The sequence below is a fragment of the Stenotrophomonas maltophilia genome (assembly GCF_013464485.1).
Taxonomy (GTDB): Bacteria; Pseudomonadota; Gammaproteobacteria; order Xanthomonadales; family Xanthomonadaceae; genus Stenotrophomonas; species Stenotrophomonas maltophilia_AW.
Map to the genome: position 1 here is coordinate 1 of NZ_RAUX01000047.1, position 13000 is coordinate 13000.

At 66.1% G+C, this 13000-nt stretch carries 10 protein-coding genes; all 10 read left to right on the plus strand.

Annotation, left to right across the window (positions count from 1 at the left end):
• Window positions 1-149: 149 nt before the first annotated feature.
• The 10 genes from D7Y61_RS19075 (at window position 150) to D7Y61_RS19120 (ending at window position 12977) form a co-directional block, all read left to right on the plus strand.
• Complete coding sequence (locus D7Y61_RS19075; protein ID WP_005410875.1) at window positions 150-536, plus strand: RidA family protein; 387 nt, start codon at window positions 150-152, stop codon at window positions 534-536.
• Window positions 537-543: 7 nt separating this feature from the next.
• A complete protein-coding gene (gene recG / locus D7Y61_RS19080) occupies window positions 544-2655 on the plus strand; it encodes an ATP-dependent DNA helicase RecG (protein WP_180868580.1) in 2112 nt (703 codons plus the stop codon).
• Between the two features lie 401 nt (window positions 2656-3056).
• Window positions 3057-3995 carry a nucleoside hydrolase gene (locus tag D7Y61_RS19085; protein ID WP_180868582.1) on the plus strand — a complete coding sequence of 313 codons (939 nt, stop codon included), beginning with the start codon at window positions 3057-3059 and terminating at the stop codon, window positions 3993-3995.
• 88 nt (window positions 3996-4083) lie between these two features.
• Window positions 4084-4326 carry a type B 50S ribosomal protein L31 gene (locus D7Y61_RS19090; RefSeq protein ID WP_010484049.1) on the plus strand — a complete coding sequence of 81 codons (243 nt, stop codon included), beginning with the start codon at window positions 4084-4086 and terminating at the stop codon, window positions 4324-4326.
• Between the two features lie 296 nt (window positions 4327-4622).
• Entirely contained in the window at window positions 4623-5900 is a 1278-nt protein-coding gene (locus tag D7Y61_RS19095; RefSeq protein WP_180868589.1) for a citrate synthase, read from the plus strand.
• Window positions 5901-6160: 260 nt separating this feature from the next.
• Window positions 6161-7243 (plus strand): hypothetical protein, encoded by a 1083-nt coding sequence (locus D7Y61_RS19100; protein ID WP_180868591.1) that lies wholly within the window; start codon window positions 6161-6163, stop codon window positions 7241-7243.
• 586 nt (window positions 7244-7829) lie between these two features.
• Window positions 7830-8339: a CS1 type fimbrial major subunit gene (locus tag D7Y61_RS19105; protein WP_180868593.1), complete on the plus strand. Its 510-nt coding sequence runs from the start codon at window positions 7830-7832 to the stop codon at window positions 8337-8339.
• Between the two features lie 65 nt (window positions 8340-8404).
• Complete coding sequence (locus D7Y61_RS19110) at window positions 8405-11125, plus strand: TcfC E-set like domain-containing protein (RefSeq protein WP_180868595.1); 2721 nt, start codon at window positions 8405-8407, stop codon at window positions 11123-11125.
• Complete coding sequence (locus D7Y61_RS19115; protein ID WP_180868596.1) at window positions 11122-12264, plus strand: CfaE/CblD family pilus tip adhesin; 1143 nt, start codon at window positions 11122-11124, stop codon at window positions 12262-12264. The genes D7Y61_RS19110 and D7Y61_RS19115 overlap by 4 nt, the downstream gene beginning before the upstream one ends.
• A gap of 17 nt (window positions 12265-12281) precedes the next feature.
• On the plus strand, window positions 12282-12977 hold the full coding sequence (locus D7Y61_RS19120) for a pilus assembly protein (protein WP_180868598.1): 696 nt from the start codon (window positions 12282-12284) through the stop codon (window positions 12975-12977).
• Window positions 12978-13000: the final 23 nt, after the last annotated feature.

Sequence of the window (13000 nt, forward strand, 5' to 3'; positions counted from 1 at the left end):
GGCAATGTCGCGGTGCTTCCGACGTTCATGAGGTTGCCGGCCAGCGGCCGGCACTACCGAAGCGGCGTGGTAGATCCACGCTATGCGTGGATGCACCCCCACCCGGTACAATCACCGCTCTGTTTTCCCCCAACGCACCGGAGCGACCCATGTCCCGCCAGATCATCAACACCGAAAAGGCTCCCGCCGCCATCGGCCCGTACTCGCAGGCCGTGCGCGCCGGCAACACCGTGTATTTCTCCGGCCAGATTCCGCTGGACCCGGCCACCGGCGATATCGTCGGCGCCGGTGACGTCGAAGCGCAGGCCCGCCGCGCCTTCGACAACCTCAAGGCGGTGGCCGAAGCCGCTGGTGGCTCGCTGGACAAGGTCGTGCGCCTGGGCCTGTACCTGACCGACCTGGGCGAGTTCGCCAAGGTCAATGCGGTCATGCAGGACTACTTCCAGGCCCCGTACCCGGCCCGTTCCACCATCGAAGTCTCCGGCCTGCCGAAGGGCGCCAACTTCGAGGTCGACGCGGTGATGGTCATCGACTGACCGCCACGTGGCACGCAAGGCGGCGGTCACCCCGGTCCTGTCACCGTCCGGCGAAGCATCCCTGGCGATGCTCGCCGGCGTCGGTCCGGCCGTGGCCGCCAAACTGCAGGCGCGTGGACTGGCCACCCTGCAGGATCTCTGGCTTCACCTGCCGTTGCGCTATGAAGACCGGACCCGGCTGACCCGCATCGAAGACCTGCGTAACGGCGTACCAGCGCAGGTGGAAGGGCGGGTGGTCGCGGTCGAGCGCGGCATGCGCTACCGGCCGATGCTGAAAGTGGCGGTGGAGGATGAGGGGCAGGGCACCCTGGTGCTGCGCTTCTTCCACTTCCGCCAGCAGCAGGTCGGCCAGTTCGCGGTCGGCAACCGGCTGCGCTGCTTCGGCACCCCCAAACCCGGCCACCTCGGCCTGGAAATCGTCCACCCCAGCTACCAGGTGCTGGGCCGCAATGACGATCCCGAACTCGGCGACCGCCTCGACCCGGTGTATCCCACCGTGGAAGGCGTTGGCCCGATGACGATGCGCAAGCTGATCGGCCAGGCGCTGGACCGCCTGCCCGAGGAAAGCACGCTGGAACTGCTGCCCAGCGGCTGGCTGGATGGCCTCGGCCTGCCGTCGCTGCGCAGCGCGCTGCTCACTGTGCACCGGCCGCCGCCGGATGCCGATCTGGCCGCGCTGGCCGCCGGCACCCATCCGGCCCAGCGCCGCCTGGCGATGGAAGAACTGCTGGCCCACCACCTCAGCCTGCGTCGCCAGCGCATCGCGTTGCAGGCGCACCATGCGCCGCCGCTGGCCGGCCCGGGCAAGCTGGCCAAGGCGCTGCTCAAGCAGTTGCCGTTTGCGCTGACCGGCGCACAGGCGCGCGTGTTCAAGCAGATCCGCGAGGACCTTGCACGGCCCAGCCCGATGTTGCGGCTGGTGCAGGGCGATGTCGGCTCCGGCAAGACCGTGGTCGCCGCGCTGGCGGCGATGCTGGCGGTGGAGCAGGGCAAGCAGGTTGCGTTGGCCGCACCCACCGAGCTGCTGGCCGAGCAACACCTCAACAACCTGCGCGGCTGGCTGGAACCACTGGGCGTGCGCATCGCGTGGCTGGCCGGCAAGGTCACCGGCAAGGCGCGCGCCAAGGTGATGGAACAGGTCGCCACTGGCGAAGCGCAGGTGGTGGTCGGTACCCACGCGCTGATGCAGGAGGCGGTGGTGTTCCAGGACCTGGCACTGGCCATCGTCGACGAGCAGCACCGCTTCGGCGTGCACCAGCGGTTGGCGCTGCGCGACAAGGGCGCAGGCGGCAACAGCGTGCCGCACCAGCTGGTGATGACCGCAACACCGATTCCGCGCACGCTGGCGATGTCCGAGTACGCAGACCTGGATGTCTCGGCCATCGACGAACTGCCGCCGGGCCGCACCCCGGTGCAGACCGTCGCATTGAACAACGACCGTCGCCCGGAGCTGATCGAGCGCATCGCGCTGGCCTGCCAGGAGGGGCGGCAGGTGTACTGGGTGTGCACGCTCATCGAGGAAAGCGAAGAACTGGATGCCACGCCGGCGCAGGCCACCTACGAATCGCTGCAGGCGCTGCTGCCCGGCGTGCGCGTGGGGCTGGTGCATGGCCGCCTGAAGGCGGCGGAAAAGCTGGCGACGATGGTGGCGTTCAAGGCCGGCGAGATCGACCTGCTGGTGGCGACCACCGTGATCGAAGTGGGCGTGGACGTACCGAATGCCTCGCTGATGGTGATCGAGAATGCCGAGCGCCTTGGCCTGGCCCAATTGCACCAGCTGCGCGGCCGTGTCGGTCGTGGTTCGGCGGTGTCGCGCTGCGTGCTGCTGTATCAGGCGCCGCTTTCGCAGATGGCGCGCGAGCGATTGCAGACCATGCGCGAAACCAACGATGGCTTCGTCATCGCCGAAAAGGATCTGGAGCTGCGCGGCCCCGGCGAACTGCTGGGTACGCGGCAGACCGGCCTGGCCGGTTTCCGCATCGCCGACCTGGCCCGCGACGCCGGCCTGCTGCCCGGCGTGCACGACCTGGCCGAGCGCCTGCTGGCCCAGCAACCCGCGCTGGCCGACCGCGTGGTACAGCGCTGGATCGGCACCGCCGTGCGCTACGCCTCGGCCTGATCCCTGTAGAGCCGAGCCCACGCTCGGCTGCCGTTCGCGCTGCGCGCGTGCGTCGAGCATGGCTCGACGCTACAGACAGCCTTTTCGATCATCTGGTGGATATGTCGACCAAGGTCGACACCCACCAACAGCCGCAGGAAACTGTCGAAGGCGGGGTGGGGCCGGTTGCGGGGGCGTGAGCCGCATGGATGCGGCGACCGAGCTTACATGGACGTACTTGCAGCGTCTCCCGCGACCGGACCCACCCCGCCATACCCCAGGAAACCAGCTTTCGACGTTGCTGTTGCCTTTACCGTTGCTCCGGTCTCGGCGGGTGCAGGGCGCAGCCCTGCCAGAACCCCCGTACTTGCAACGGTCATCATCCCGGTCCACACTTCGTTGCCGATCTGAAGACGGCAACGATGACCCACAAGATCCCGCTGTTGATCGACACCGACCCCGGTGTGGACGACGCCCTGGCCCTGCTGATGGCCTTCGCCGATGAACGGCACGACGTGGTCGCCCTGACCATCGCCGCCGGCAATGTCGGCCTCGACTACACCGTCCGCAACGCCCTCAAGCTCTGCGACATCGTCGGTCGCACCGACGTGCCGGTGTTTGCCGGCAGCCCGGATCCGCTGCTGCATCCCTCCGTCGACGCTGCCCACGTGCATGGCCGTGATGGCTACGGCGACGTGGACCTGCCGCCGCCCAGCCGCCAGGCCGAAGCCGAGCACGCCGCGCTGGCCATCCTGCGCCTGTCGCACGAGCACGCCGGCGAACTGATGCTGGTGATGCTCGGCCCACTGACCAACCTGGCACTGGCGCTGAAGCTGGACCCGACCCTGCCACAGCGCATCAAGCGCATCGTGGTGATGGGCGGCGCGGTCACCTGCCACGGCAACATCACCCCGGCGGCCGAATTCAACATCGCCTTCGACCCGGAAGCGGCGCACGTGGTGTTCACCTCGTTCAAGCACCTGCTGGTGTCTGACTGGGAAGCCACCGTCGCCCACGGTCTGCCGCTTGAGCAGGCCGAGCAGTGGCTGCAGGCCGATTCCGATCGCGCCCGCTTCTACGAGCTGATCTCGCGCAAGACCCGCGCGCTGTCCGAAGACGCCAAGGGTGGCCTCTGGTACACCGCCGATGCGGTGGCCATGGCCTGGGCGCTGAACCCGGAAGGGCAGCTGCAGGTCGAATCGCGGCCACTGAACGTGGAACTGAACGGCACGTTCAGCCGGGGTGCCACCATCGTCGACTGGAACCGCCAGACCGGCCAGCCGGACAACTGCGATCTGCTGATGGCCTACGACCAGCAGCGTTTCGAGGCCCTGGTGCGCCGGGCCCTGGGCGCGGACTGAAGTCAATTGCCCGGCACCGGTTGCCCCGGGCGGCAACCGGTGCTTATAATGCCGCTCTTGACCACCAGCCCATTTACGGTGTGAGCCCATGAAGGCCGATATCCATCCGAACTACCGCGACGTCGTCTTCCATGACGTCACCTCCGATTTCAAGATCCTGACCCGCTCGACCATGGCGACGAAGGAAACCATCAAGTGGGAAGACGGCAACGACTACCCGCTGGTGAAGGTTGAAATTTCCTCGGCTTCGCACCCGTTCTACACGGGCAAGCACAAGGTCATCGACACCTCGGGCCGTATCGACAAGTTCCAGAAGCGCTACGCGCGCTGATCTGTCGATCCAGCTTCGAACCGACGGCCGCGCTCTGCGCGGCCGTTTGTTTTTMCCCAACGCCAACCCAACGGGCGTTTGGATGGACGGAACACTGCGTTCGTGTGACAACGCTTTTGCCGATCCCGGCCGCTCAGCGGCCGGCGTCTGGCCGCCTGTCGTATACGACTTCCGTCTAGCACCCGACAAATGCTGCTGTGCGATAATGACCTGATCCCCGGCACAGGCCGAGGACGTCATTCACGTGCCTGACCAATGCGCTTGGGCAGGCGCCTTCCCATGAAGGAGCGCACACAGTGTCCGATCTTGATCAGGTCACGCTCAACGCCGGCGATAAGTCGGTCGTTCTGCCGGTCATCAAACCCACCCTTGGCAACGACTGCGTCGACATCGCGAAGCTGACCAAGGAAACGGGGTATTTCACCTACGATTCCGGCTTCACCGCGACGGCCAGCTGCAAGTCCGCCATCACCTACATCGACGGCGACAAGGGCGTGCTGCTGTACCGCGGCTACCCGATCGAACAGCTGTCGGAAAAGTCGAGCTACGTCGAAGTGGCCTACCTGCTGATCAACGGCGAGCGCCCGAGCGCCGAGCAGCTGAAGGCCTTCACCGATGAGCTGGCTGCCGAAGCCAACGTCGACGATTCGATCAACACCCTGATCGGCAGCTTCGCCAAGGATGCCCACCCGATGGCCATCCTCGCAGCAGCCATCGCGCAGCTGTCGGCCATCTACCACGACTCGCTGGACCTGTCCGACGCCGAACAGCGCCGCCAGGCCGCCGTGCGCCTGATCGCCAAGGTGCCGACCCTGTCGGCGCTGATCTACCGCCACGGCAAGGGCCTGCCGGCCAACAAGCCGGACACCTCGCTGGACTACGTCAGCCGCTTCCTGAAGCAGACCTTCGAGTCGGCTGACGGCCAGTACGATCTGAACCCGGACGTGGTCAAGGCGCTGGACCTGCTGTTCATCCTGCACGCCGACCACGAGCAGAACGCCTCGACCTCGACCGTGCGCCTGGTCGGCTCGACCGGTGCCAACCCGTACGCGTCGGTCGCCGCGGGCGTTACCGCGCTGTGGGGTCCGGCCCACGGTGGTGCCAACGAAGCCGTGCTGAAGATGCTGGAAGAGATCGGCACTGCCGACAACGTCGAGTCCGCCGTGGTCAAGGCCAAGGACAAGACCTCCGGCTTCCGCCTGATGGGCTTCGGCCACCGCGTCTACAAGAACTTCGACCCGCGCGCCAAGGTCATCGGCGAGATGACCAGCAAGGTGCTCAAGCAGCTGGGCGTGCAGGATCCGCTGCTGGACGTGGCCGTGAAGCTGGAACAGGCCGCGCTGCAGGACGAGTACTTCGTCGCCCGCAAGCTGTACCCGAACGTCGATTTCTACAGCGGCATCATCTACAAGGCGCTGCAGATCCCGACCGAAATGTTCACCGTCATGTTCGCCCTGGGCCGTACCTCCGGCTGGGTGTCGCATTGGCTGGAACAGCAGGTCGACCCGGAAATGAAGATCGGCCGTCCGCGCCAGGTCTACACCGGCGCCGACGTGCGCGACTACCAGGGCTGATCGCCTGCGGTAAGTCGTGAGAAGAACGCCCCGCATCGCGGGGCGTTTTTTTTGTAGCAGACCTGGTAGGTGCGGACCGTTGGTCCGCACGATTTCGGTATTTGCGCAAAACCATCCACGCATGGCGTGGATCTACTGACGCCGATCCATGTGCTCGCGCCAAGACCGCGTGATTCAAGGGTCTCATCAGTTTCACAACCGCTCGCGCAGCCTCAGCATGCACGCTGCACCCGCAGCCGTTGATACGGAGCGTCCACCCCATGAGTACCCGATTCGATCCACCCGAGCGCGGCCCGCTCGGCCCTGACGTCGCCACTGTCGTCACCGCCCCCATCGTCGCGCCACCCAGCGAAAGCGCCGTGTCCTGGGGGGCGATCTTCGCCGGTGCCGCCGCGGCCGCCGCACTCTCGCTGGTCCTGTTGATCCTCGGCGTCGGCCTCGGCCTGTCCTCGGTCTCGCCGTGGTCATTCGAGGGCGTCAGCAAGGAAACCTTCGGCTGGTCAAGCGTGGCCTGGCTGACCTTCACCGCGCTGGCCGCCTCCGGCCTGGGCGGCTACATCGCCGGCCGTCTGCGCACCAAGTGGACTCAGCTGCACGGTGACGAGACCTACTTCCGCGATACCGCACACGGCTTCGTGTCGTGGGCCGTCGCCACCCTGCTTACCGCTGGTCTGCTGACCTCGGCCATCGGCGGCGTGCTGGGTGCTGGCGCCAAGGTTGCAGGTGCCACTGCGGGTGCTGCAGCGTCCACTGCAGGCGTTGCTGCCGCTGGTGCCGGTGCGGCGACTGCGGGTGCGCCGGAAGGCGACCTCAACTATTGGGTGGATTCGCTGTTCCGCAATGCAACCACTCCGGGCCCGGACGCCGCCGCTGCGCCGCCTGCCCCGGGCGCCGCCCCGGGCAATGCGCCGATGGACCCCGCTGCACCGCCGCCGGTGGCCGCAACTGCCGGTCCGCGTGACGCCCGCATGAGCCCGCCGCCGCGCCCGATGCCGGGCAACGGCCCGATGGGTGACCGTCGGGAAGTTCGTGCCGAGGTGAACCGCATCATCGTCAACAGCCTGCAGGGCGATGGCCTGGACCCGGCCGACACCCAGTACCTGGCCAGCCTGATCGCCCGCGAAACCGGCATGAGCCCGGCTGAAGCCCAGGCCCGCGTGACCGACGTGCAGACCCGCATGCGTGCCGCGCTGGAGAAGGCCAAGAACACGGCCAAGCAGGCGGCTGACGACGCCCGCAAGGCCACTGCCTATGCCGCACTGTGGCTGTTCATCACCCTGCTGATCGGCGCGTTCTTCGCCAGCCTCAGCGCCACCTGGGGCGGCCGCCGCCGCGACCTGTAACCCACATTCCATGAAAGGAGATCTGCCATGAAAATGATTCTGCTCTGGTTGCTGGGCGTACCGATTCCGCTGTTGATCCTGTACGCGATCTTCTTCTGATATCGCGACGTTGAACGAGCACGCATCAGGCCGCCGAAAGGCGGCCTGATGTTTTTGGGGGAATGTCCGGCGGCGGGGCATGACGCCGCCCGACAGTAGAGCCACGCCATGCGTGGATGCTTTGCTGCGCGCTTTGGGTATCTGCGAAGAGCATCCACGCGTGGCTTGGCTCTACTGCAGTACGCGCGGTGCGCTTTGAACGTCGCAATTGACCAGCGTCGTCGCTCCACCATTCGGTCTGCAATGCATTTAATTGCATTCTTGATTAAGGAAAGTTGTATCTCTCGAAATATTTGATCGCTTTCAAAAGTCGCGCTTAACAGGCCCGCATTTAGGAATCGTTGAATAGATTCGGAAGCCAGAGAATTCCTACCATTCTCCCCGTCACCCCCCCCACCTACGGCGGGCGTGGCGATGCTCCCCTCCCACCCTCCTTCCTCCGGGAGGGGAGCCCTTTTCTTTTCATTGTCCGAGAGAGACAACACCGATGAATACCCTTCTGAAGAAGGCCGCGCTGGTTGCAGCGCTGGCCACCGCTTCGCTGTCCGCGCATGCCGCGGAAGTCGATATCTCCGTCTGGGCTGACGTTGACCCGACGCTCTCGCTCATGAAAGCCGACGGTACCGCGCTGGATGACTCCGTGAAGCTGTCCCACGACGCCGCAACAGGTCTTCTGATTCCGTGGAGCGTGCCGGTGCGCATCCATAGCAACGACACGGACAAGGACATCGAAGTCCGCCTGGGCTTCGACCCTACTCTGCAGCGTGATACCGGCGGTGGTACCGCGATCCCGCTGGCAGTGTCGCTGAACGGCCTGGCGGTGACCACCACCGTCCGCACTTATGACGCGAATGCCCTCTTCGACGGTTCGCTGCCCGGCCGTTCCATTCCCATGGCCCTGCGTATTGCTCAGGGCAACACCACCGCGATTGCAGATGCTGGCAAGTATGTAGGTATCGTGCGCCTAGTGATGAACCAGGCCGCCGGCACCCCGTAACACTACGCGCTGAAACACCCCGCGCCGGCCCAATCACCGGGCCGGCCGCTCCAGGCACCCCACCCATGAAAGCTTCCGCACCCGCCGTCACCCGGCTGGCGGTCGCGCTCGCCTTGTCGTTGGCCACGCCGCTGGTCGCGGCTCGCGGCGTTCCCGTTGGTTTCGAGGATCTGGTCGAAGGCCAGATCGAACAACTCGACATCCGCCTGTTCGGCCGCAGCGCCGGGCTGTCGCCGGTGCGGGTCACCCTGGAACACGTGCAGCTGGAAGACCCCGCGCGCGTGCTGCAGGCGCTTGATCTATCGCCTGAAGCACAGGCCGCACTGCTTCCCGCGCTGTCGCAGCCGATGCCGCGCAACAGCCATCTGGCCTGCCGCTTCGGCGGCGCCGAGGCTGGCTGCGGCTACCTCGATCCGCCGGAAGACCCCAACACCGTGCGCGCGCTGTACGACGAAGGCGAGGGCGCCGTGCGCCTGTTCGTGGCCAAGCAATGGATCACCGCCGAGCCTGCGGTCGAGCGCTTCCACCAGATCAGCAGCAATGCCGAAAATGCCTTTCTGCACCAGCAGACGCTCAACGTCAGCGGCGGCCGTGGCTACCAGGCGCTGACCGCGCAGGGCGCCGGCGTGCTGGGCCTGTTCCAGCGCGGCCATGTGTCGGTCGATTGGAACTTCAACAGCCAGCAGTACCGCGGTGGCCATCGACGCCACGATTTCCAGTTCGACAATGCCTATTACCGCCATGACCTCGGCCCGCAGCATTACCTGCAGGCCGGGCGCATGGACCGCCGCAACCTGTCCAGCCCGCAGGGTGGCACCTTCAGTTTCAGCATGCTGCCGATGGACCGCTTTGCCGGCCTGCGCATCGGCACCACCCAGGCCTATGTCGATACCGAAGCGGCCATACAGACCACGCCGCTGACCGTGCTGCTGGCCCGCGATGCGCGTGTGGATGCCTTCGATGGCGAGCGCCTGCTGCAGACCTTCTACCTGCAGGCCGGCATCAACGATCTGGATACGCGGCGTTTCCCGTTCGGCAGCTACAGCGTCACCCTGCGCATCTGCGAAGACGGCGTGCTGGTGCGCAGCGAAGAAGCCCCGTTCGACAAGGGCGGTGACTGGGCCAACAGCAGCGTGCAGTGGTTCATGCAGGGTGGCCGCCGCAACGAGCGCCGCAGCGATCGGTTCGATGGCGAAGCGGCCGCGATGGCCGGCCTGCGCGTGCCGATGGGGCGCGATGCAGCGCTCACCGCCGGCGTGGCCGACCTGGGCGGCTTCAGCTACGGCGAGCTGCGCGTTGACCTGCGCCACATGTTCAAAACCCAGGACGTGCGCGCCAGCTTCAGCGGCATGCGCGGCAGCGATGGCAGCAACGGCCAGCAGCACCAGCTCTCCTACCGCCGCAAGGCCTCCTGGAACCTCTACCAGCAGCGTCTGCGCGGCCGCGCCTGCCAGTTTGAAAACGATACCCGCGACCGCCTAGCCTGCGCCGATTCGCTCAGCGCCTCGATGTCGCTGCCGGTGGCCGGTGGCAGCGCCTACCTGGCTTTCACCCGCCGACAGACCTGGAGCCGCGGCACCGTGCTCAACAACGATCCCGACGACCCGATGGCCGCGCTCGACCCGCTGCTGCCGTGGGAACCGCGCTACAGCCGCGAACCCAACCTCACCCGCACCTGGCAGGCCAGCTACAGCCGCGTGCAGCGCTGGCAGGAATTCAGCGTGTCCACGCGCGTGGGCGTCTGGCAGCAGGGCACGCAGAGCAGCCTGCGCGACAGCCGCGACCGCGGCATCTTCATCAACCTCAGCCTGACCCGCCTGCAGCGCCGCGATATCGGCAGCACGCAGCGACGCTATGCCGTGGATGTGCGCCAGCCGCAGCATGCCCGCCCGGATGTGAACTACAGCGCCGGGCAGACCATGCGCCAGGAAGTGGATGCGCAGTACCGCGATGCCACCTTTGAACTGCGCGGCAACAACAGTGATCGCTATAGCGCATCGCTGGGCGCGCAGACCCAGAACAAGTACGGCCACACCGGTGCCAGCGTGGCGACCTTCCAGCAGCGCGGTGGCAGCGAACTGACCTACAGTGCCACGCACAGTTCCGGGCTGGCGCTGGGCCGCCGCGGCCTGTACTGGGGCGGTGGCCTGGGGGCCGACGCCGGGCTGGCCGTGCAGGTCGATGGCACCGACGATCTGGAACTGACGGGTGTGGCCGCCGAACTGCAGGTGGGTGGCCAGCGCCGCCAGCGCCTGGCCCTGGGCGAGCGCCGCCTGATGCCGCTGCCGGCCTACCAGCAGAACCGCGCCGAAGTGCAGGACGCCAGCGCACTGGACAGTGATGCCGCCATCCGCGTGACCGGTGTGGGTGGCGCGCGCCCGATGTTCCTTGCACCCGGCCGCCTGATGCGCATGCCGGTGCCGATCGAGGTGACCTACACCTTTATCGGCAACGCACGCGACGTGGCCGGCGTGCCGCTGGGCGGCGCCCGCATCCTCAATGCGCCCGTGCCGGGTACCGGCAGCAATGGTGGCTTCGTGGCCGACTTCCCGCGCCGCGAACGCACCTTGTACCTGCTGCAGGACGACCGCCTGCTGCAGTGCCCGTTGCAGGTGCGCGAGCGCCGCAACGTGGTGATGCTGGTGGGTGCGGTGCACTGCGAGCCGCTGGCCGTCGCCCAGCTGCCGGCTGACATCCGCCAGCAGGCACGGGTGACCCGGCTGCTGCAGGAACAGGCATTGATTGCAGGCACGCAGCAGACCGCTGCCGCAGGAGGTACGCCATGAAGCGCGCGCTGCGTGGATTGATGTGGGTGATGTTGAGCACGGCGTTGGTGGTGATGGCGCCGCGGGCGTTTGCGCAGCGGCCGCCGGAGACGCATCCGGTGAGTGAGCATCGAGACATTGTGATGAGTTGGGATCGCTCGGCGATGCCGGGGGATGTGGAGCTTTGGGCGCCGCGAACCCTTCTTGCTTATGCGAGCGCGAATACCTCTCTATATGGAAAAGCACATCTTGTGTGTACCTCCGAAACAGATACAAGCCAAGGCCGCTGCCCTACAACTGGGCTTGAAGCTGGCTCTAGCGGCGACGGAGAGATACATCTGCAGTTCACCGAAGTTCGATCAGGCATGCAAACAGACGTAAGACTGCTTGGTAGTCACCAACGGCCAATGAATGAGAATGTCTGCTGGTTGGACTTCTGGGATCGAGGGATACGACCGCTCTGGGCAGCCAACCGAGCAATCTGTGGTCGAAGCGAGTCGGCGGGGATTGGTGTGCATCTAAGTCTGCTGCAACACGATCTTCTCCGGCTGGTCGCAGGAAAATGGAAGGCGAGGTTGCTACTTAAGCTGCACGGAACGGTAGGTGGCGCGGAGCTCACAGATCACAGTTTCGACTTCGACTTCACCATCACCGACCGCGACGCAGTAGCTATCTACTTCCCGCACTTCGACGAAATCTCGCCGCACGTCGGCATGAACCTCCGTTACGACCCCATCACCCAGACCGTGGGTGGCGGAACGACCGTGGACATGTGCCTGTATGACGGACTTGGCTCGCAGGCGCCGTACCTCGGCGTAACTGTCCGCGACTCTGGTGGGCGTGCACCAGGCCCCAGCGGCTTCTCCGCATGGCATCGCGACAGCGGCGGCACCGGCGACAGCGAGCGCCTCGATTACAACGTCACCCTCGACTACAACGGCGCGCCATTGCCCATGCGCAACGGCGTGGAAGAACAACTTACCGGCATCGATACCTCCAAGTTGAAGCTGGTGGTGCTGCCCGGCATGAGCCAGCCAGTGTTCTGCGTGGATACACCGCTGCGGCTGGAAATGCCGCGCGTCCCCATTGCCGAGAAACAGGCGGGCTATTACCGCGGCGACCTCAAGGTCGAACTGCGCGTCCCCACCGGTGTGCCCTGATCCCACCAGGAGTGTCCATGAAACGTCTTTCTTACTGTCTACTGCCCCTCTGCCTGCTGCTGGCGGTGCCAGCCCAGGCCAACCTCACCGTGCATCCCATGCGCACCTCGGTGGATGCCAAGCGTGGTTCGCAGATCCGCGTCTATTCGCAGTCCACTCAGCCGCAGTACATCCAGGCCTCGCTGCGCCGCATCGTCGATCCCGCCGGCCCTGAGGAATCCGAGGTGGAGGTTGAGCCCGGTGACGCGGCCATCGCCGTAACGCCCGGCAAGTTTGCGTTGTCCGGTGGCGGCAACCGTCTTATCCGTGTCATTCCTCTGCAGCCGGTCGAGCGCGAAACGGCCTACCGCGTGTACTTCGAAGGCGTTGCTGGACCGGAGGCATCGTCCGCGGAATCGAAGGAACAGGCCGAGGCAAAGGTCGGCGTGAACCTGGTCTGGGGCGCGCTGGTGAACGTGCTGCCGCACGACGGCACGGTGCTGCCACGTGTGCAGGGCAACAGCCTGCGCAATGACGGCACGCTGCGCCTGGGCATCACCAGCATTGCCGATTGCGTGGGCAGCCGCTGCTCTGCGCATGACGTTTCAAAGAGTCTATACCCGGGCAGCACGCTGGAGCTTCCGTTTGCCGTTGAAGCCGGGCACACCGTGCAGCTGCGCTACCGGCTCACCCGCGATGGCTACCGCGAGCACGTGCAGACCCTCACGCCCTGATCCCCACACCCCGCCACGCGCTG

What these genes read in the sequence shown, in the direction of transcription:
- D7Y61_RS19075 (WP_005410875.1), top strand. Translation starts at nt 150, where the DNA reads ATGTCCCGCCAGATCATCAACACCGAAAAGGCTCCCGCCGCCATCGGC.
- D7Y61_RS19085 (WP_180868582.1), top strand. Translation starts at nt 3,057, where the DNA reads ATGACCCACAAGATCCCGCTGTTGATCGACACCGACCCCGGTGTGGAC.
- D7Y61_RS19090 (WP_010484049.1), top strand. Translation starts at nt 4,084, where the DNA reads ATGAAGGCCGATATCCATCCGAACTACCGCGACGTCGTCTTCCATGAC.
- D7Y61_RS19100 (WP_180868591.1), top strand. Translation starts at nt 6,161, where the DNA reads ATGAGTACCCGATTCGATCCACCCGAGCGCGGCCCGCTCGGCCCTGAC.
- D7Y61_RS19105 (WP_180868593.1), top strand. Translation starts at nt 7,830, where the DNA reads ATGAATACCCTTCTGAAGAAGGCCGCGCTGGTTGCAGCGCTGGCCACC.
- D7Y61_RS19110 (WP_180868595.1), top strand. Translation starts at nt 8,405, where the DNA reads ATGAAAGCTTCCGCACCCGCCGTCACCCGGCTGGCGGTCGCGCTCGCC.
- D7Y61_RS19115 (WP_180868596.1), top strand. Translation starts at nt 11,122, where the DNA reads ATGAAGCGCGCGCTGCGTGGATTGATGTGGGTGATGTTGAGCACGGCG.
- D7Y61_RS19120 (WP_180868598.1), top strand. Translation starts at nt 12,282, where the DNA reads ATGAAACGTCTTTCTTACTGTCTACTGCCCCTCTGCCTGCTGCTGGCG.